Source organism: Natronosalvus vescus (genome assembly GCF_023973145.1).
GTDB classification, from domain to species: domain Archaea; phylum Halobacteriota; class Halobacteria; order Halobacteriales; family Natrialbaceae; genus Natronosalvus; species Natronosalvus vescus.
The window spans coordinates 2,575,810-2,593,630 of sequence record NZ_CP099546.1 but is presented as its reverse complement, the minus strand read 5'-3'; the positions used below and the strand labels follow the sequence as shown (position 1 = coordinate 2,593,630).

The following is a 17,821-nucleotide window of genomic DNA, read 5'->3' as shown; positions in this document are numbered from 1 at the left end:
GATGGCGGTATGTCGGTGCTCACTCGAGGGCGACACCGTCGTTCCGTCGCTGTGGCACTGTCACTACCGGGACGCATCGAACGCCGCCGGCCGACCGATCGTCGACGTCCCGGTTTCGGCCAGCACGTCGCCGTCGATGACCGTCGGCCGGTTGCCGCGAGCGCCGCCCAGGGTGACGACGCGGTGGTCGGTCTCCTCGAGCGCGAGGACGTCCCGGCCGTCGAGGACGACCATCGGCTCGAAGGTGGCCCACGGAATCCGCTCGAAGTCGGACTGAGGCGTCACGAGGATCGCCGCGTCGAACGTCGGCCCCGACGCGAGGTCGTCGACGTCGATCGCCTGGGCGCCGAAGTCGGCCGGGTCGACCAGCGGGTCACAGCCCCAGACGTCCGCACCCCGCTCGCGGAGCGTCTCGACGATATCGATCGCGGGTGAGGCCCTGGTCTCCTCGACGCCCGGCCGGTAGGTGAAGCCGAGAACGAGCACGGCGGCGTCCTCGAGCACGTCGCCATCGTCACGCCCGGATCGGGTCAGCGCCGTGAGCGCGTCCTCGAGCATCGTCACCGTTCTGGCAGGCATCTCGCGGTTGACCCGCCGGCCGAGTTCGACCATCTCGAGCGGCGTCTCCACCTGCGAGAGCAGGAAGTGCGGGTAGTACGGAATGCAGTGGCCGCCGACGCCCGGCCCCGGATCGTGGAGGTGACACATCGGAATGTGGTTGGCCGTCTCGATCACCTCGCGAACCGAGACTCCGAGTTCGGGCGCGGTGCCGGCCAGCTGGTTCGACAGCGCGATGTTGACGTCTCGGTAGACCCCCTCGAACACCTTCACCGCCTCGGCCGTCGTCGCGTCCGAGACCAGGTGAACGGCGTTGCTCGAGAGTTCGTCGTACACGAGCGCCGCCGCGCGCCCGCTCTCGTCGTCGACGCCGCCGACGACCTTCGGGTACTGCCCGCGAATGTCCCGCAGCGCGGAGCCGGAGGCCGTCCGTTCGGGACAGAAGGCGACGCCGAAGGAACCGGGCTCGAGACCGCTTTCGGCGGCGAGATGCGGGGCGATGACGTCCCGACAGGTGCCCGGGGGAAGGGTCGATTCGACGATGACGAGATCGCCCTTCGAGAGGCCGCCAGCGACGTCCGCAACGACGGATTCGATCGTCGACAGGTCGGGCTGATCGTCGGGCGTGATCAGCGTCGGCACGATGATGACGTGGATTCGCGCGTTCGTCGCCGCGCTCGCGCCGTCGGTCGTCGCCTCGAGACGCCCGCGAGCGACCTGGTCGGCCAGCAGTTCCTCGAGACCGGGTTCGCCGCCGACGTGGCTCTCACCGGCGTTCACCGCGTCGACGACCGCGGGGTCGATGTCGACACCCGTCACCGCGCCGGTCACCTCGGCGAACACGCCCGCGAGGGGGAGCCCCATCTTCCCGAGGCCGTAGACGGCGACGGGAACCTCCCCGCGCGTCAGCGCCCGCCGTTGGGCCGACTCGGTTCCCCCGTAGCCGTACAGCCCCATCGGCTCCCTGCTCATCGGGCGATCACCTCCCGATCGGAATCGGCACACAGCCGTTCGATGCGTTCGACGGTCTCGAGGGCGGCCAGTCCGTCCTCCCCGGTTACGGGCGGTTCCGAGCCGGTTCTGACCGCGTCGACGAACGCCTCGAGTTCCCGCTTGAGTGGTTCGCCGTTCTCGACGCGAGGCCGTTCGACGACGCTCTCGTGACGGTGGCGGTTGGTTCCCTCGTCGGTCACGTACTCGGGGTAGGAGTCGCGGTGGATCAACACCGACTGCTGGAGGTAATCGACCTCGACGAGACACTCGCTGGCGGTGATCGTGAGTCGACGAACCTTCTTCTGCGTTCGACGACTCGCCGTCAACGAGACGATGACGCCGTCGGACAGCATGGTCGTCGTCGCGTACTGGCCGTCGTCGGTACTCATCGCCGACACAACCGTCGGCGTATCCTCAAGCAGTGACCCGACCACGTCGATGTCGTGAATCATCAGATCGGAGACGACGTCGTCGGTCGTCGTGCGGTCGACCGGCGGCCCGAGTCGTTCGGCCTCGACGGCGATTACGTCTAGCTCCTCGATCACCGCGGCGACGGTCTCGACGGCCGGATTGAACCGCTCGATGTGTCCGACCTGCAAGATGAGACCGGCGTCCTCGGCCGTTCGTATCAGCGCTCGTCCCTCATCGAGCGTCTCCGCGATCGGTTTCTCGACGAGCACGTGAACCCCGGCCTCGAGACAGGTCGACACCGTCTCGTAGTGGGCCTGAGTCGGGACGGCGACAGTGACGACGTCGCAGGTCGCGAGCAGGTCGTCCATGGGCACCGCCGCGGTGTCGTAGCGGCTCGCGACCGACTCGGCGAGTGCCTCGTCGAGGTCGGTGACGCCGACGAGGTCGACACCCCTGAGTTCGCCGTAGATGCGTGCGTGATTCTCGCCCATTGCGCCGACGCCGATGACGCCGGCACGGATCGGTTCCGTCGATGAAGTCGTCGTATCCCGTGTCATTGTCCGTCGTAGTAAGCAGCAATCGCCTCGAGAACCGTCTCTCGGTCGTCCGCATCGATGTTCGGGTGTACCGGGAGCGACAGTACGTGGTCGGCCGCCCGCTCGGCGTGTGGGAGCGTTGCCGCAGCCGTGCTCACCGTTTCGTACGCCGGCTGGCGGTGGATCGGCGTCGGGTAGTAGACGCCCGTGCCGATCCCTCGATTCTCGAGCCACGTCGCGAGCGAGTCGCGGTCGTCCACCCCGACCGTGTACTGATGGTAAACGTGTTCCATGCCGTCAGGGACGGTCGGTGTGGTAACCGGCAGGTCGGCCAGCCCTTCGTCGTAGGCAGCCGCGTTGTTCTGTCTGGCTGCAGTAAACGTGGGGAGGCGCTCGAGCTGAGTGCGCCCGATGGCGGCCGCCAGGCTCGTCATCCGGTGGTTCTGCCCGAGTGCGATGTGGTCGTAGCCGCGGTCGCCGGTCACGTCACGGCCGTGGTTGATATACCCCGCCGCAGCCTGGGCAACGTCCTCCCGGGTCGTCGTGATCATCCCGCCTTCGCCCGTCGTCATGTTCTTCGTCGGGTAAAACGAGAAGCAGGCCGCGTCTCCGAGGCTCCCGACCGGCCTGCCGTCGATTGCAGCACCGTGGGCCTGGCAGGCGTCCTCGAGAACGAAGAGGTCGTGATCGTCGGCCACTTCGAGCAGCCGATCCATCGACGCGGGCAACCCGTAGAGGTGTACCGGGAGGATGCCAACCACGTCGGGCCGGTTGCGCACGATCCGGGCGACGTCGTCTGGATCGATCGTGTACGTCTCGGGATCGATATCGGCGAACAGCGGCGTCGCCCCCGCCAATCGAATCGCGTTCGCGCTCGCGACGAACGAAAAGCTCGTCGTCACGACGGCGTCACCGTCCTCGACGCCGAGGGCGTTGAGCGCCGTCACCAGCGCGGTCGTCCCGTTGGTCGTCGCGACGCCGTGATCGGCCCCGCAGTACCGGGCGAACTCCCGTTCGAACCGACGAACTTCCGGCCCGTCGGCGAGCTGTCCACTCTCGAGAACCGAGTGTACCCGATCGTATGCGGCCGAGCCGAGGTCGGGATCGGCGATAGTTATCTCGGTCATCCTAGCTGGTTTGGCCCCTCGAGGGGTGCCGGGAGTGGTCGTGGTTCGGCCGGTGCACCGACGGCGAGCGTGTCTGGTGGAACGTCCTCAGTAATGAGCGCACCCGCGGCGACGAACGCGTTTTCGCCGATCGTGACCCCGGGGAGCAACGTCGCGTTCGCGCCGATGGAGGCACCATCCTCGATCGTCGGCCCCTCGAGACCGCTCTCGGTTCGGATCGGATACTGGTCGTTCGTCAGGACGGCACCGGGGCCGACGAAGACGTTAGATCCGATCGTCGTGTCGGTCGGGACGTAGACGGCCGACTGAATACTCACGTGCGAGCCGATGTCGGTACGCCCGTCGACGATCGACTTCGTCCCGATGAGGACGTCGTGGCCGATCGTTGTCTCCTCGCGGACGAGGACGTCGTGGCCGGTCACGAAGTCGTCGCCGATGACGACGTCACCGTAGATGATCGATCCGTGTCTGATGGTCGCATTGTGTCCGATCAGCGGCGGGGTACGCCCGGCGTCGACACCGTAGCCAATCGTCGCCTCGTCGTCGATAGTGCAGTTTTCGCCCGTTTCAAATGGACGCTCGGCCCTCGTCATCGTCGGTCACCTCGAGCGGTCGATACGTCACCGTGGTCTCGTCGATGGAATACGTTGCTGTACATGGAGATCAGTACCCGTTCGGGTAATCACGTAGGTACTTCGGGCAACCGGGCTTTGTTATCCCCGACCTGAGGGGTGAGTAGTACCCGACTACGGGGTCACGACGGGAGGTTGCGAACACGGCCAGGACGCACGGACTCGAGCGCGGAACGCGGTTTTTGACTCGCGTCCGATCGAAGGTGTCGACTGTCGTGTTACTCACCGTATCCGACCGGTATATGGCGATTTCGACGGGGTAGACGCGAGATAGTAAAGTGACACTCGGTTGGAGTAGGCCTCGTGAGCATTTCGATGACGTTGTACACCTGGGATCGGACTCCCGCCGTTCGAGGGCCTCGAGGACTATGACCGACGGCACGCTTTCACAGGCGGAGCTGTTCGACGTGTTCAGCAACGCCAGACGACGACAGACCGTACAGTACCTCAAGCGCCAGCAGGGAACCTGCGACCTCGCGCCACTGGTCGAACAGGTTGCCGCCTGGGAAAACGAGATCAGCACGGACGACGTCACGCGAGCCCAGCGCCGCCGGGTCTACATCTCCCTGTATCAAACCCACCTCCCGATGCTCGAGGATCACGGCATCGTCAACTGGGATCCAGACGCCCACCGGATCGAACTCGTCCCAAACGAGGAGACGTTCGAACCATATCTGGATCGCGACCTCCAGAATCAGCGACCCTGGCACTGGTACTACGCCTCCTTGTCGGTGGCCGGGGCGATCGTGTTCACCCTCGCCTCGTTTTCCGTGGGCTCGATGTCGCCGACCATCGGCCCCCTCGTCGTCCTGGGAGTGTGTCTCCTCGTGTTCGTTCTCGCACTCCTTCATCACACCACCCAGCGGCCGGGGCACTCGCTGGCATTTCTCTCTCGGCGATAAGAGTCCAACAGTCCGTCGTTCGCTTTTCAACCGCTCGCCTCATACGATCTGCTGCAGTCTCTTACCGCGTATTGCCGACCCGGTAGGGGAATACCCGGTAAAAAGGTACAGCAAATCGCATCAACCCAGGAGCCGATACAGACTGCTCGCACCGATTGCGAGCAGGATGAGTACGCTCGAGAGCACTGGATCGATGCTCGACACTACGGGCAACGAGAGTCCGGTGAGCGCGATAACCAGCAGACCGAGCACGCACAGCGATAGGTGACTCACCAGGACGGGGCTGTACTCGGTGTGGGCACCGTCGACGTATCGGTACACGTCCTCGAAGTGGACACCAGGTTCGATCGTTTTCGCCGTCGAATCGTACGCGATGACGCCGTCCTCCTCGAGTTGCGGGAGATGCGTCTGCTGCAGAGAGACGTAGACGCTCTTATAGAGATTGTTCGGGACGGAGCCGGCGTCGGACTCCATTTCGGCGATCTCCGAGGCAACGTCAGAGACGTCTAGCTGACCCGGCTGATCGGCGAGCAACTGGACGATTGCTCGCCGCCGGTCGTTTCCGAGGATGTGAAAGACCTCACTTTCCGCGAGAGTCTCCGTTCGGCGCTCCTGTACGGACATTACTCAGGTGCTCCAACGACTGGTTCCGTTCGCACACATTCCACCACCTACCATCGTATTGCTACGGCCTTCGACTACAACACTCTTCAATCTGATGTAAAATATAGTGTCAGATTGGGGTAAATTCAACTAGTGTGGGTCGATCGCTTCACGTCGTGAGTTCACGTTTGGAAAAGTACGATTTCGTGACGAACGACGTGTCAATACTGCGTATTAGCGCGACGGGAGATGTCCGCCGGATTGCATCTCTCGGTACGTCGTACACGACGGGCACCCGTGGACAACGTCACCGTTGTCACCGAATACTCGAGCGAACTGCTGTGTTACGTGTGTTCCACAGTTTTTACAGCGTGTTCCAGTCGTCGACGATTCCTTCGGCGTCCAGGTGAGTCGGGTTGATGTCATGGCAGTGGGGCGTGGGATCGAGATGGGGGTGAGATCGATACTCGAGTGGCGCGGCGCCACCGAGCAACGTACAACGAGCGTTCTCAGATCCGAATAAAAGCGGACGACCGTTCAGGTGGGTGACTCCGTAATCACCGGGTTAACACGGGGTTTTCTCCCGGTTGAACGACCTCTGTACACGTTTTCGCCCGATTACGGGCCCTATATACAGACAATCCTCTCGCGGAATGTTCCCGATTTGGCTGGAATTCATCGAGAAAACACACCCTACCGTCGTATGAAAGCCTAACTTTCCGTAAAGAAATCCAAGGTTTCGAAAATGAAATCCCAGCCTATACCGGATAAGGTAGTTCGTTATAAAATACCACTACCCCTTACGAGTTAGAACACAGGAAGGTGCTGATGGTCTAGCAGTGTCGGTGGTTGACCATCGGTACATCCCCTGATGTGTCGATCAGGGAGCCAACACGGTGATGCAACCAATGTCTACTCACGCAAACAATACGGCGGCGGAATCGGCAGTCAACCCAGCAACACAGCTCAACGTCCTCGGCGACGAGTGTGCACGGACGATCCTCATAGCAACGAGCGAGGGGCCACGGACGGCCAAAGAACTCACCGAGAAAGCAGACTGTTCGTCGGCGACGGTCTATCGACGAATCAACAACCTCCTCGAAAGCGAACTGCTCGCTGAGTGCATCCGATTCGAGAAAAACGGCTCGCACACTACGGCATACGAAGCGACGATCGACCACCTTCACGTCGAGATCGGCTCCGACGGGATCGCCGTCTCCGCAGCCCACAGCGACTCGAGCGTCGAGACAAGAGCGCTGATCGAACCATCGTGTCCAAGCGATCAGTAGCTGAGCGGATCGAGGCCGAACGACCGTCCCTGCGAACGTCACGATACACACTGTTTCATCGAGAGTAAGCCGCTCATAGCTGCGAAACGGTCACGTCCGATGTCGTGAACGGCAGCCTGCCGAATCTGTATGATGCGGATAACAAATATCCACTCAACGGAACGGTCAATGTGATTGAGCAATGCATGACTTGACCGGGTTTCAGCGTGACCTGCTGTACGTAATCGCCGGCGCGGATCGACCGTCTGGCCAGACAGTCAAAGAGGAAGTCGAACAGTATTACAGCTCCGAGATCAATCACGGACGCCTGTATCCGAACCTGGACACCCTCGTCAACAAGGAACTCGTCGAGAAAGGGCAGCTCGATCGACGGACGAACTATTACGCGATTACCGACGCGGGGGTCGATCAGATCCACGAGCGCCGGGAGTGGGAAAGTCAGTACGTTAACGCCTGACGAGTTCCCGAAACACCGACGACGATCGACCACCTGGTCGGCGCTACTGCTCGAGAGCCCTCCCGGTCATTTCAGTCGCCCCATCCGCTCACATCATCCAGTCTGCCAGCCGTCCACTTCATTCGGTTGGCCACCCGTCACTAGTTTTGGATGCGAGATTACGGATTGCACGGCTACCTCGGCGAAGACACCACGATCTGGCGCGGCGAAGATACCATGCACCTGAGGCGGCGTAGACACCACGAACCTGAGCCTCGAGAAGCGTCAGTATACAGCCACACAGCATCGATTCGTGACGAATCTATTACAGCGAGGATCCTTCCAGCGACCACCGTCACGGCTGCACTTGTTCTGGAACGGGTCGTCAGACGGGCCAGAAGAGCGTCTTTCGGTCGATCGAACGACCGTCCCGACGGTAATCCGTCCATAACAAAGCCCGACTGGAACAAGCGCTTCACTGATTCGAGTATGTCCGGCGTTCGTAACAGACTTCCACACCCGAGGCAACGATGAGTCTCACCACCAGGACACAGAATACCGTCGACGCGGTGTTTCGGTACCCAAGCGACCTCGCGATCGTTTCGCTCACAGCCGTCGTCGCTTACTGGCTCGTGATAACCCTGCCGTCCGGCAGCAACATTCGACTGGTCGCGGCGCTCGCATTCGTCGCCTTCCTCCCCGGCTACGCGCTCGTCTCCGTGCTCTTTCCGGTCGCAGCCCGGGCACGAGCCGTCGGCTCGCAGTCGATGAGCGAAAACCGCCCCGGCGGGATTGACGTCGTCGAACGCGTCGCCCTGGGCCTCGGCCTGTCCATCGCCATCGTCCCGATGATCGTCCTCGTGCTCCCGCTGACAGAGTGGGGACTCGAGATAGGGTCGGTCGTCGGCGCACTCGCGCTCGTGACGCTCGTACTGGCCCAGCTTGGCGTGATTCGGCGACTCAGAGTGCCCGAGTCCGATCGGTTCTCCGTTTCGCTGACTGCGTTCAGAAATCGTCTCTCCCACGCCGTCGGAACTGGGACGACCCGGGCCTCGGCGGTTGTGCTGGCGATTACGGTTATCGCCGCCATCGGGATGCTCCTGTACGCGTTCGCAGCGCCGATGGCCGCCGGCGGGTTCACCCAGCTTGGGATTTATACGGCCCACGACGACGACGAACTCGTCGCGGATATGCCATCGACGGTCGCTCCGGGAAGCGAGATTCCAATCACGTTCCAGATCCACAACAACGAAGGCCAGGAGATGGAGTATACGCTCGTGATGCAAGAGCAGGTGGTCGAAGATGGCGAGGTCGTCGAGCGGATTACCCATCGGGAGGTGACGGTGATCAGCCGGTCGACGGACGCCGGGCAGATCACCGCCGAGCGAACGGTGACGCCGGTTTCAGAGGACGGTGAGACCGTCCGTATTGCCGTCATGTTGTTCGAAGACGACGCACCTGCCACCCCGTCGATGGAGGACGCCATGGAGTACACGTACTTCTGGGTCACGATAGAGACGCCGCCGGACGCGCCGGGTAGTGCGGACTCGGACTCGACGGATGAACCGGGTGAGGAAGGAGGCGATGAAACGGATGACGATAGTGTCGATGGTGACGACGATAGCGCTGGTACTGACGACGATACGGACACGGCGGATGACGATGATAGTGACGATACTGTGTCCGATGATGACGACAGTGACGACAGCGACGATGATGATGACAGCGACGACACCGACGATGATGATGACAGCGACGACAGCGACGACACCGACGATGCGGATGACACCGATGACAGCGACGACAGCGACGATGCAGATGACACCGACGACAGCGACGATTAGAAACCCGTAACCCAACCCAGTAGGAAACGCCGGTCACTCACCGCTCGGGGAAGCACTCGTAGAACACCCTGTTGATTTTCGGAATCACTGACCGGTCGAGAAATAGCGTTTCACAGGTTCACATCGACTGGTTCGCGGATACTGCAGGAAAAATACTGCTCGAGAAACCGAATCAGACCAGTCCGCTCAGGACGATGGCGACTCGGTCGGACGTGTTGTCCGTGTCGGTATCGTCATCGTCCGTGTCTTCTTCATCCGTTGTCTCGTCGTCGTCTATCTCGTCCTCATCGGTTTCTTCGTCATCCGTTTCTTCGTCGTCTACCTCGTCGTCATCGGTTTCGTCATCCTCCATCTCGTCCGTCAGCTCGATGAAGTCGACCTCACCGAACGCGTCCGTCAGGATCATGTGGACGTACTCACCGGCCGGAACGTCTGTGGTGTCGATTTCGAATTCGACGGTTTCGCTGGCACCCGCGTCGAGCGTCATCGACTGTGACTCGACGAGGTCACCCTCGAGTCGAAACTGCACGTCCTGGGTGGCTTCCTCATCGTTCGGGTTCGAGATGGTCGCGTTGACCATGATCGTGTCACCGACCGCCGCGTTCTCCGGTGCCTCGAGGTTTTCGACGGTGAAGGACTCGAGTTCGTCATCTTCGACCTCGTCTTCGTCGTCAACGTCCTCTTCCTCTTCGTCAACCTCATCGGCGTCTTCTTCTTCGTCTACCTCGTCAACGTCATCTTCGACCTCGTCTTCGTCGTCAACGTCCTCTTCCTCTTCGTCAACCTCGTCAACGTCGTCTTCTTCCTCGTCAGCGTAGTCTTCTTCCTCGTCGACCTCGTCAACGTCCTCCTCTTCCTCATCTACGTCGTCAACGTCCTCCTCTTCGTCGACATCATCAATGGCTTCGTCACTCATGATCTCCTCGAGTCGATCGAGGTCAAAGTCGTCATCGAGAACGAAGACGTGGATCTCGACGTGCTCGATGGTGAGGGATTCGATCGTGAGTTGTTCGATGGTCACCTCTTGTTCATCTACTTCATCGACATCTTCTTCCTCGTCAACGTCCTCCTCTTCCTCGTCAGCGTAGTCTTCTTCCTCATCGACTTCGTCAACGTCGTCTTCTTCCTCATCAGCGTAGTCTTCTTCCTCATCGACTTCGTCAACGTCGTCTTCTTCCTCATCAGCGTAGTCTTCTTCCTCATCGACTTCGTCAACGTCGTCTTCTTCCTCATCAGCGTAGTCTTCTTCCTCATCGACTTCGTCAACGTCGTCTTCTTCCTCGTCAGCGTAGTCTTCTTCCTCGTCTACCTCGTCAACATCGTCTTCTTCTTCGTCTACCTCATCGACCTCTTCATACTCACCGTCCTCATCGAGGACGAAGACAGAGATGTTGGCGTTCTCGATCGTGAATTGTTCGACCGTGAATTGTTCGATAGTCACCGACATCGGACCCACGATCGCAACACCGTCTTCGACGGCGTCGTGATCAGGCTCCATGACGACGTCTTCGTCAGTCGGTTCCTCCTCGTCTTCTTCAACCGGCTCCTCTTCGTCTTCCTCAGGAGCCTCCTCTGGCTCTTCTTCGTCTTCCTCAACCGGCTCCTCGACCTCGAGGGTCACCTGTGCGTCGTCGGTCACCGGCTCACCTTCCTCGGTGAGGTACGGGCCATCTTCCTGACCCTCAGTCTCGACGAAGTCGTACTCCTGGTTGTCGTTCGTGTCCTGATGCGGCATCGCGATCAGGGTTTCGTCCTCCTCGAGTGACTCATCGAGGGTGACCTCGACGTTCTCGTGAGTACCAGCTTCGAGGTACGCAGAGACGCCGACTACGCTCCCGATGACGTTCCCCTCGAGCAAGGTGCTGTCGTGTATCGTCACGAAGCCACCTTCGTCCATGGTCACTTCGTCGACGACGACAGCGTTCCCGTCCGTCGTCTGGTCACTCAATGTGACGCTCGCAGACGGCTGTGCGTCCTCCTCCTCGTCCGTGTCGTCCTGTACGGCTGTACTCGACGCCGATGCTGCCGTGGCACCCGCCACCATGGCGATACCACTGAATAGCACCATCAAGGCGACGAGCACAACGACTAGTTGTTTCTGTAAGCTCATGTCTCTCGTGCCGTTACGGCGTTTGAGGGTCGTCGAAAGCTCGTATAAACCGACTCTACGCTTTCGAGGGGTAATTCCAAACTGACTCTCATAGTGGCGGATTCAACGAGCAAGCGACGTCGAAACCCCTCATTAGCGATAGGGGCTGCCACGTAGCGACGTGCTGACCTGCAGGGACACTGGTCGTGTCACCACACTAACCGAAACGGGCTCGCTGTCGGTACAAATCGCTTTCCGACCGCTTTAGAGATCGGTGTCGTCACGCACCCTTGATCATCGATCCCGGATAGGTGATCGGCGGTACATTGGTACAGGATTCCCTATCAGTGGACGTCACTGGGTGGCTCACTCGACTGTGAGAGTGAGGGTTCGTTCCCGCGGATACACACGAGGTTCTCCCGCCCGAGTCGAAGCTTCGTAATCTCGTCGTCGTCTTCCAGCTCCGCCAGCAGACGACTCACCTTCGCCTTCGACCAGTCGACGGAGTCGACGATCGCTGACTGCTTCATCCGGCCGCCGTTTTGTTCGATGAGCGAGCACACCCGCTCGCGGTCGGTAAGAAGCGACTCTGTCGGGGGTTCGTGTGACCGCTGTGTCGGACTCGACTCTGCTAGCCGGTTCCGAAGAAAGAGAACGCCACCCAGAAGTCCCAACACCAGGATACCGAACACGGCAGCGACGTGTGACAGTTCGTCGCTCTGGCCCTGGCTTTGCAACTGCGTGAGCACGAGCAGTGGCGGTTCGAGGTAGACTGTGAACCGATCCAGTGCCGGTAAAACGTGTCTGATTGGTAGGTGTGTGAGTGGCATTATTCGATCGGATAGGGTGGTTTTGGTCGGCGTGGCGTTGGGAAGATAGTGGCTATGGAACGTACGTCAACACCCAACGACACGCGCTGCCAAAGTAGTTTTTATAAGTACACAAGTGATATTGTATTAGGCGACAGTCTCGAGCGACGTAAGTTTCGATCCGGTGATCGGTTCGAACGGCGTCGGCCGAGAGTACGGGTGTGGCCCACGCTCGAGGTGGCGAGAACGAGGAACTGGAACGTACCGGTCGCGTGAATGTCAAAATCACCGACTCATCATAGGGGATGGGGAGACGATGCACCGCCGGTCGCCCATCTCCGGTCACCGATCGGCGGTACGTGACCACACTATTAGACGCCCGGAACTCCGGCTGCATCGAACGTCGTCACGCCGAGGAACGCGAGGGCGTAGAGGACGACGAGGACGCTTACCCAGGCGACGAGGGTAATCGCCGCCGCCTGTATCCAGCCGCCGGGGTAGCGTGCGTTTATCACTGCCAGATACGCGAGGAGGACGAGTGCAGGCCCGAGCAGCGGGATCCACCCAAGGAAGAACCCGACGACGGCCCACACGACCGCCCCGATGAGGGCAGTTACGAGCGCGTATGTGTAGTCTTCCGTATCGACAATGATGCGAGCGCCGACGTAGATGCCGAGGGCACCGATCAGCAAGCTGACGACGAATACGATGATGCTGGATATCATACCGGTCACTATACCGAGACAGCGGGTTAGTTATCGCCGGCCTACAGAATCACGTGCCTGACTCCTCTCCCTTCGGGAACGTTTCAACGGTGGGCTGACTTCGTCTCGAGCAGGCAGCCCACCGATAACCAGTTCATGTCGAGAGTGAGAGGAACCGGTGACAGTTACTGAGGAGAGACACTCGTCGAAGCTGATCGACGAGTGACCCAGCGAGCCAGAGTACAGGGACGCCGTTCCATCGGAAGACCCCATTTGCCTCAAGTCCCTTCCCCCAACCCACCCATCTCAAAGCACGCGGTCGAACGGCGTTTACTCTCCAGTGCCGACCGGCTCAGGGGTATCGCCTCCTTGACCGGCAGCATCGTCGTCCGCACCGGCCGCTGCTGTCGTTCGTTTGGAACTAGAAACGAGTCCGCGCAGTCCGGTCTCGAGGTCGATCAATGGCTCGAATCCAAGGCGATCGCCGGCTCGTGATATGTCGGCGACACTGTGGCGGATATCGCCCGTTCGAGGATCACGATGGACGATTCGTGACGACGAGTCGGTTACCTCCCGGATGAGGGTTGCGAGCTCGCCGATCGATGTTCGAGTTCCGGTGCCGACGTTGTACGCGGTGCCGACGGCGTCCGTCGTCGCCGCCTGCAGATTCGCCCGGACGACGTCATCGACGTGGACGAAATCGCGCGTCTGCTCGCCGTCACCTTCGATAGTGATCGGTTCGTCGGCGCGAGCCTGCTCGAGGAACGTCGAGATCACGCCGCTGTAGGGGCCCTGCTGCCGCGGGCCGTAAACGTTGAAGTAGCGCAGGGCAACTGTTTCGAGTCCATACAGGTCGTTGTACAGACGGGCGTAGTGGTCGAGAGCCAGCTTCTGGACGCCGTAGGGCGACGTCGGCTCGAGGCGTGCAGACTCGGTGATCGGCACCTCGACGGGGTGTCCGTAGACGGCAGCGCTCGAGGCGACGACCACCCGGGCGTCCTCGAGTCGTGCCTGTTCGAACATGTCGAGGGTGGCCTCGAGGTTGATCTCGTTGGTCGCCCGTGGGGCGTCGACGCTCTCGGAAACGCTGACGACCGCTCCCTGGTGGAAGATCACGTCGACGTCGCGGGCTGCTCGCTGGATATCCATCGGATTTCGCAGGTCGCCGTCGATGACGGTCGCCTCCTCGTGGACGTGCTCGCGGGTGCCGTTCGAGAAGTTGTCGAGGACGCGCACCTCGTTATCGGGGGCCAGCGCGTCGACGAGGTGGCTGCCGATGAAGCCGGCGCCACCGGTGACGAGAACCGTGTTGCCGGCGAGTGGTGTCTCCATCGGCGCTGACCACCAGCCGTCCGCGGTTTAGTATAGGCGGCGTACCGGTTCGTATCCGCCACCTACGGCACGGTTCTCGAGAGGAACCCACAGGCCAGCGCCTCCCGACCGTGCCACAGCCGCCCGTCGCAGCCGACATCGTCAACAGAAGCTATTTGCCCGCTGCTTTGGAACTCCCGACAATGACCGTCGATCTCGTCGTTCGAAACGGTACCGTCGTCACGCCGGCGGGTGCCAGCATCGACGCCGGCCTCGCCATCGAAGACGGAACGATCGTCGCCGTCGGCCAGAGCGACCAGTTACCCGAGGCAGCGCGTACCCTCGACGCCGCGGGGAACGTGATCGTCCCCGGCATCGTCGACTGCCACATCCACAACCGGGAACCGGGCCTCGAGTACAAAGAAGACTGGGAGAGCGCGACACGGGCGGCGGCCGCCGGCGGCGTCTCGACCGTCGTCGGGATGCCGAACACCGATCCCGTCATCGACCGCCCGGAACACCTCGAGCTCAAGTTCGACCGCGGGGAGGCGTCCGCCCACGTCGACTTCCAGAGTTTCGTCGTCGTCACCTCCGAGAACCTCGAGCGGATTTCCGCTCTCGACGAAGCAGGCGCGCTCGGCTACAAGATCTTTCTCGGTTCCACCGTCGGGGACGTCCCACCGCCGAACGACGGCGAGATCATCGAGGCGATGGAACGCATCAGGGAGACGGGCAAACGGCTGGGCTTCCACGAGGAAAACGGCGAGATCGTCGACTACACCACCGAGCAGTTCAAAACGGACGGGAAGAACAGGCCGATCGACTTCGCCCGCTCGAGGCCGGTGATCGCCGAGCGCGAAGCGATCGAACGGATGTGCACCTTCGCCGAAGAGACTGGAGCGAAGATCCACATGTACCACGTCTCCTCGGGATCGGGGGCGGAGGCGGTCGCCCGCGGGAAGGATCGGGGGATCGACGTCACAGCGGAGACGTGTCCGCACTACCTCTGGTTCACCGAGGACGTCCTGCGCGAGAAGGGGAACGTCGCCCGGATCCAGCCGCCGATCCGGAACGCCGACGAGCGCGACCGACTCTGGGCAGCCCTCGAGAACGGAGCCATCGACAGCATCGCCACCGACCACGCACCCCACACGGCCGAGGAGAAACTGGTCGACGATCCGTTCGGAAACACCTGGGACGCCATCTCGGGCTTCGTCGGCCTCGAGACCGAGATTCCCGTCATGCTCTCGTTCGTCGCGGACGGGCGACTTACTCTCGAGGAGTGGGTCTATCACCACTCGGTTCGGCCCGCCCAGATATGGGGTATGTATCCGCAGAAGGGCTCGCTCCAGGTAGGTACCGACGCCGACGTGACGATCGTCGACCCCGATCTCGAGTGGACGCTCGAGGATCCGAGCGAACTGCACTCGAAACACCCCGTGACGCCGTTCGAGGGCGAGTCGTTCACCGGGAAGGCGGTGACGACCATCGTGCGCGGAGAGGTCGTCTACGACGACGGCGAGGTCGTCGGCGAGGCAGGATTCGGGACGCGAGTCGACGTGGACTGATCGACACTGGTGAAAGAAGCAGGGGAACTCGATCGGGTGATCGGACTACTCGAGATCCGCCCCAACCGCCGCCTCGACCGACGAAAAGCCGTCCGCCGTGAGCAACGAGACCAGATCGCGATTGATCTCCTGCGCTGTCGTGGGGCCGTTGTAGACGAACCCAGTGTACAACTGGACGAGCGAGGCACCCGCCCTGATCTTCTCGTAGGCGCTCTCGGCCGAGTCGACGCCGCCGACGCCGACGATCGGCAGGTCGGTGTGCGTCGCCAGGAGGCGGATTACCTCGGTCGAGCGATCGCACAGCGGCGCGCCGCTCATTCCGCCCCACTCCTCGCGTTCGGGCGACCGAAGACCGTCACGGCTGGTCGTCGTGTTCGTCGCGACGATGCCGTCGACGCCCTCCGACTCGACGATCTCGAGGAGGTCGAGGATCGACTCGTCGGGCGAATCTGGGCCGATCTTGACGAGAACCGGCACGTCGGCGTCGTTTTCGGCCGCGATGGTCTCGAAGATCGCCTCGAGGTGCTCGGGGGAACTTTCGTCGAATGTCTCGGGTGTGTTCGGACAGGAGACGTTGACGACGACGTAGTCGGCAAACGGGGAGAGCCGATCGAACACGCGCCGGTAGTCCTCGATCGCTTCGTCCTCGCTCGAGGTGTTCATCTTCCCGACGTTGACTCCCAGCGGGACGTTCGGGATCCCATCGGCCTCGAGCCGCGTTTTTACGCGTTCCATCCCGTGACCGTTGAACCCCATTCGGTTGACCATCGCGTCGTCCTCGAGCAGGCGGAACAGCCGCGGGCGATCGTTGCCTCGCTGGGGGTACGGCGTCACCGTTCCGATTTCGACGAAGCCAAAGCCCAACGCCGAGAGCGCGTGGGTACACTCGGCGTTTTTGTCGAAACCGGCGGCGACCCCGACCGGGTTGGGGAACCGGGAGCCGAAGCGCTCGATCTCGAGGGCGGGGTGGTCGTACCGGTAGGCGTGACGAAGGGCTGCTCGCGTCGGCCGCGTGGACTGGCTCGCCCGGAGCAGTCGCTTTCCGAGGTCGTGGGCCGTCTCGGGCGGGAGCGCGAACGCGAGCGGCCGAAGCCGCGAGTACAGCGTCATCGGTACGTACTCGACGCTCGGGGTACCTAAAACGCTCGAATACGGGTGTGGGTGGGGTTCGATCCGGAACGATCGTCGGGCTCGAGGGATACGTCGGTCGAGGCTCGAGCGGTCGACGGCCGTTCCGGATGAGAGACTGCCTCCAACGGGCGCTATCAACTGTTCGAGTCCTCCTCTTCGTCTTCCTCAGCATCCGTCCCATCGTCGTCCGTACCTGCAACGTCGTCATCGTCACCGTCGTCATCGTCGTCGACCGCTTCGTGATCGTCTTCCTCCTCGCGATCCTGCCCGTTTCCGGTTCCTTCCTCTGCTTCGGGTTCGCCATCGTCGCCAGGTCCGGCACAGCCCGCCAGCAGTGTGACGACAGTCGCGGCGCTACCGAGACGGATAACTCGTCGGCGAGAACACTCGTTCGAGGACATCGTACCGGGCGATTCCGGTCGCGTTCAGATAAGTAGGCGGCCGGTACACGCCAGTCGAGTGTAGGGTTGGTGGAGCGTCCCTCGAGGGCGATCATCCGTCTGGATACGGGCCAGACGTTCTCGTCGCGCCGCTCTCAGCATCATCCGTATCTTCATTGTCGTCGTCCATTTTCTGCATCCCCATTGCCAACGGTCGTTTCCGCACCCCCATTCCCGGTGTCCGTTTTCTCCCCGGAATCGGCCCGTGGGCCGGTTACGTCAGGATCCGGCTGCCCGTCATCCTTTTCCTGTCGTGCCGTACCCGACCCGCTACAGCCGGTGAAGCCGGTCGCTGCCACAACCGTCCCGTCATAGAGCGATCACTGTCGGGTGAGCGGACGAACCCGACCCACGCCCTGGAATTGCGAGTGATGCAGAATAAAGGGCTGACTGGCAGGTACGTGGGGAAACAGCTGATCGTCGTCGCCCTCAACGACT

Annotated in this window: 17 protein-coding genes; 5 read left to right on the top strand and 12 right to left on the bottom strand. The window is 61.7% G+C overall.

Annotation, left to right across the window (positions count from 1 at the left end; all coding sequences use genetic code 11):
* Positions 1 to 63 precede the first annotated feature (63 nt).
* Genes NGM68_RS12400 through NGM68_RS12385 form a run of 4 tightly spaced genes read right to left on the bottom strand, consistent with a single transcriptional unit; the run spans position 64 to position 4,218 of the window.
* Complete coding sequence (locus tag NGM68_RS12400; RefSeq protein ID WP_252698551.1) at positions 64 to 1,530, bottom strand: nucleotide sugar dehydrogenase; 1,467 nt, start codon at positions 1,528 to 1,530, stop codon at positions 64 to 66.
* Positions 1,527 to 2,519, bottom strand: a complete 993-nt coding sequence (locus tag NGM68_RS12395; RefSeq protein ID WP_252698550.1) for a Gfo/Idh/MocA family protein — start codon at positions 2,517 to 2,519, stop codon at positions 1,527 to 1,529. The genes NGM68_RS12400 and NGM68_RS12395 overlap by 4 nt, the downstream gene beginning before the upstream one ends.
* The gene (locus tag NGM68_RS12390) at positions 2,516 to 3,625 is read right to left on the bottom strand and encodes a DegT/DnrJ/EryC1/StrS family aminotransferase (RefSeq protein ID WP_252698549.1); all 1,110 of its coding nucleotides are present in this window, start codon (positions 3,623 to 3,625) and stop codon (positions 2,516 to 2,518) included. The genes NGM68_RS12395 and NGM68_RS12390 overlap by 4 nt, the downstream gene beginning before the upstream one ends.
* Positions 3,622 to 4,218: an acyltransferase gene (locus NGM68_RS12385; protein ID WP_252698548.1), complete on the bottom strand. Its 597-nt coding sequence runs from the start codon at positions 4,216 to 4,218 to the stop codon at positions 3,622 to 3,624. Before NGM68_RS12385 ends, NGM68_RS12390 begins: the two co-directional genes overlap by 4 nt.
* Before the next feature lie 407 nt (positions 4,219 to 4,625).
* Here NGM68_RS12385 and NGM68_RS12380 point away from each other — a divergent pair, with 407 nt between their 5' ends.
* Positions 4,626 to 5,159 carry a DUF7344 domain-containing protein gene (locus NGM68_RS12380; protein ID WP_252698547.1) on the top strand — a complete coding sequence of 178 codons (534 nt, stop codon included), beginning with the start codon at positions 4,626 to 4,628 and terminating at the stop codon, positions 5,157 to 5,159.
* 120 nt (positions 5,160 to 5,279) lie between these two features.
* On the opposite strand, the gene NGM68_RS12375 is transcribed toward NGM68_RS12380, so the two are convergent.
* Both NGM68_RS12375 and NGM68_RS12370 read right to left on the bottom strand, forming a co-directional pair.
* Positions 5,280 to 5,783 (bottom strand): DUF7344 domain-containing protein, encoded by a 504-nt coding sequence (locus tag NGM68_RS12375; protein ID WP_252698546.1) that lies wholly within the window; start codon positions 5,781 to 5,783, stop codon positions 5,280 to 5,282.
* Positions 5,784 to 5,996: 213 nt separating this feature from the next.
* Positions 5,997 to 6,188, bottom strand: a complete 192-nt coding sequence (locus tag NGM68_RS12370; RefSeq protein ID WP_252698545.1) for a DUF7563 family protein — start codon at positions 6,186 to 6,188, stop codon at positions 5,997 to 5,999.
* Between the two features lie 482 nt (positions 6,189 to 6,670).
* Between NGM68_RS12370 and NGM68_RS12365 the strand changes: the two genes are divergently transcribed.
* The 3 genes from NGM68_RS12365 to NGM68_RS12355 all read left to right on the top strand — a co-directional run bounded on the left by NGM68_RS12365 (position 6,671) and on the right by NGM68_RS12355 (position 9,331).
* Positions 6,671 to 7,051 carry a winged helix-turn-helix domain-containing protein gene (locus NGM68_RS12365; RefSeq protein WP_252698544.1) on the top strand — a complete coding sequence of 127 codons (381 nt, stop codon included), beginning with the start codon at positions 6,671 to 6,673 and terminating at the stop codon, positions 7,049 to 7,051.
* Between the two features lie 181 nt (positions 7,052 to 7,232).
* Entirely contained in the window at positions 7,233 to 7,508 is a 276-nt protein-coding gene (locus tag NGM68_RS12360) for a PadR family transcriptional regulator (protein ID WP_252698543.1), read from the top strand.
* Positions 7,509 to 8,017: 509 nt separating this feature from the next.
* The gene (locus tag NGM68_RS12355; protein ID WP_252698542.1) at positions 8,018 to 9,331 is read left to right on the top strand and encodes a DUF1616 domain-containing protein; all 1,314 of its coding nucleotides are present in this window, start codon (positions 8,018 to 8,020) and stop codon (positions 9,329 to 9,331) included.
* Between the two features lie 172 nt (positions 9,332 to 9,503).
* Here the strand turns inward: NGM68_RS12355 and NGM68_RS12350 are convergent, their stop codons facing one another.
* From NGM68_RS12350 to NGM68_RS12335, 4 genes are all read right to left on the bottom strand, one after another.
* Complete coding sequence (locus NGM68_RS12350; RefSeq protein WP_252698541.1) at positions 9,504 to 11,375, bottom strand: DUF7282 domain-containing protein; 1,872 nt, start codon at positions 11,373 to 11,375, stop codon at positions 9,504 to 9,506.
* 389 nt (positions 11,376 to 11,764) lie between these two features.
* Positions 11,765 to 12,250 (bottom strand): helix-turn-helix transcriptional regulator, encoded by a 486-nt coding sequence (locus NGM68_RS12345; protein WP_252698539.1) that lies wholly within the window; start codon positions 12,248 to 12,250, stop codon positions 11,765 to 11,767.
* A gap of 350 nt (positions 12,251 to 12,600) precedes the next feature.
* The gene (locus NGM68_RS12340) at positions 12,601 to 12,954 is read right to left on the bottom strand and encodes a hypothetical protein (protein ID WP_252698537.1); all 354 of its coding nucleotides are present in this window, start codon (positions 12,952 to 12,954) and stop codon (positions 12,601 to 12,603) included.
* Positions 12,955 to 13,263: 309 nt separating this feature from the next.
* Positions 13,264 to 14,265 (bottom strand): NAD-dependent epimerase/dehydratase family protein, encoded by a 1,002-nt coding sequence (locus NGM68_RS12335; RefSeq protein ID WP_252698535.1) that lies wholly within the window; start codon positions 14,263 to 14,265, stop codon positions 13,264 to 13,266.
* A gap of 182 nt (positions 14,266 to 14,447) precedes the next feature.
* Between NGM68_RS12335 and allB the strand changes: the two genes are divergently transcribed.
* On the top strand, positions 14,448 to 15,812 hold the full coding sequence (gene allB, locus NGM68_RS12330) for an allantoinase AllB (protein WP_252698533.1): 1,365 nt from the start codon (positions 14,448 to 14,450) through the stop codon (positions 15,810 to 15,812).
* Between the two features lie 45 nt (positions 15,813 to 15,857).
* On the opposite strand, the gene NGM68_RS12325 is transcribed toward allB, so the two are convergent.
* Both NGM68_RS12325 and NGM68_RS12320 read right to left on the bottom strand, forming a co-directional pair.
* A complete protein-coding gene (locus NGM68_RS12325) occupies positions 15,858 to 16,922 on the bottom strand; it encodes a quinone-dependent dihydroorotate dehydrogenase (RefSeq protein ID WP_252698531.1) in 1,065 nt (354 codons plus the stop codon).
* Positions 16,923 to 17,077: 155 nt separating this feature from the next.
* Positions 17,078 to 17,344: a hypothetical protein gene (locus NGM68_RS12320; protein WP_252698530.1), complete on the bottom strand. Its 267-nt coding sequence runs from the start codon at positions 17,342 to 17,344 to the stop codon at positions 17,078 to 17,080.
* Positions 17,345 to 17,821: the final 477 nt, after the last annotated feature.

What these genes read in the sequence shown, in the direction of transcription:
- NGM68_RS12360 (WP_252698543.1), top strand. Translation starts at nt 7,233, where the DNA reads ATGCATGACTTGACCGGGTTTCAGCGTGACCTGCTGTACGTAATCGCC.
- NGM68_RS12335 (WP_252698535.1), bottom strand. Translation starts at nt 14,265, where the DNA reads ATGGAGACACCACTCGCCGGCAACACGGTTCTCGTCACCGGTGGCGCC.
- NGM68_RS12340 (WP_252698537.1), bottom strand. Translation starts at nt 12,954, where the DNA reads ATGATATCCAGCATCATCGTATTCGTCGTCAGCTTGCTGATCGGTGCC.
- NGM68_RS12350 (WP_252698541.1), bottom strand. Translation starts at nt 11,375, where the DNA reads ATGGTGGCGGGTGCCACGGCAGCATCGGCGTCGAGTACAGCCGTACAG.
- NGM68_RS12380 (WP_252698547.1), top strand. Translation starts at nt 4,626, where the DNA reads ATGACCGACGGCACGCTTTCACAGGCGGAGCTGTTCGACGTGTTCAGC.
- NGM68_RS12385 (WP_252698548.1), bottom strand. Translation starts at nt 4,218, where the DNA reads ATGACGAGGGCCGAGCGTCCATTTGAAACGGGCGAAAACTGCACTATC.
- allB (WP_252698533.1), top strand. Translation starts at nt 14,448, where the DNA reads ATGACCGTCGATCTCGTCGTTCGAAACGGTACCGTCGTCACGCCGGCG.
- NGM68_RS12325 (WP_252698531.1), bottom strand. Translation starts at nt 16,922, where the DNA reads ATGACGCTGTACTCGCGGCTTCGGCCGCTCGCGTTCGCGCTCCCGCCC.
- NGM68_RS12320 (WP_252698530.1), bottom strand. Translation starts at nt 17,344, where the DNA reads ATGTCCTCGAACGAGTGTTCTCGCCGACGAGTTATCCGTCTCGGTAGC.
- NGM68_RS12375 (WP_252698546.1), bottom strand. Translation starts at nt 5,783, where the DNA reads ATGTCCGTACAGGAGCGCCGAACGGAGACTCTCGCGGAAAGTGAGGTC.
- NGM68_RS12395 (WP_252698550.1), bottom strand. Translation starts at nt 2,519, where the DNA reads ATGACACGGGATACGACGACTTCATCGACGGAACCGATCCGTGCCGGC.
- NGM68_RS12370 (WP_252698545.1), bottom strand. Translation starts at nt 6,188, where the DNA reads ATGACATCAACCCGACTCACCTGGACGCCGAAGGAATCGTCGACGACT.
- NGM68_RS12355 (WP_252698542.1), top strand. Translation starts at nt 8,018, where the DNA reads ATGAGTCTCACCACCAGGACACAGAATACCGTCGACGCGGTGTTTCGG.
- NGM68_RS12365 (WP_252698544.1), top strand. Translation starts at nt 6,671, where the DNA reads ATGTCTACTCACGCAAACAATACGGCGGCGGAATCGGCAGTCAACCCA.
- NGM68_RS12345 (WP_252698539.1), bottom strand. Translation starts at nt 12,250, where the DNA reads ATGCCACTCACACACCTACCAATCAGACACGTTTTACCGGCACTGGAT.
- NGM68_RS12390 (WP_252698549.1), bottom strand. Translation starts at nt 3,625, where the DNA reads ATGACCGAGATAACTATCGCCGATCCCGACCTCGGCTCGGCCGCATAC.
- NGM68_RS12400 (WP_252698551.1), bottom strand. Translation starts at nt 1,530, where the DNA reads ATGAGCAGGGAGCCGATGGGGCTGTACGGCTACGGGGGAACCGAGTCG.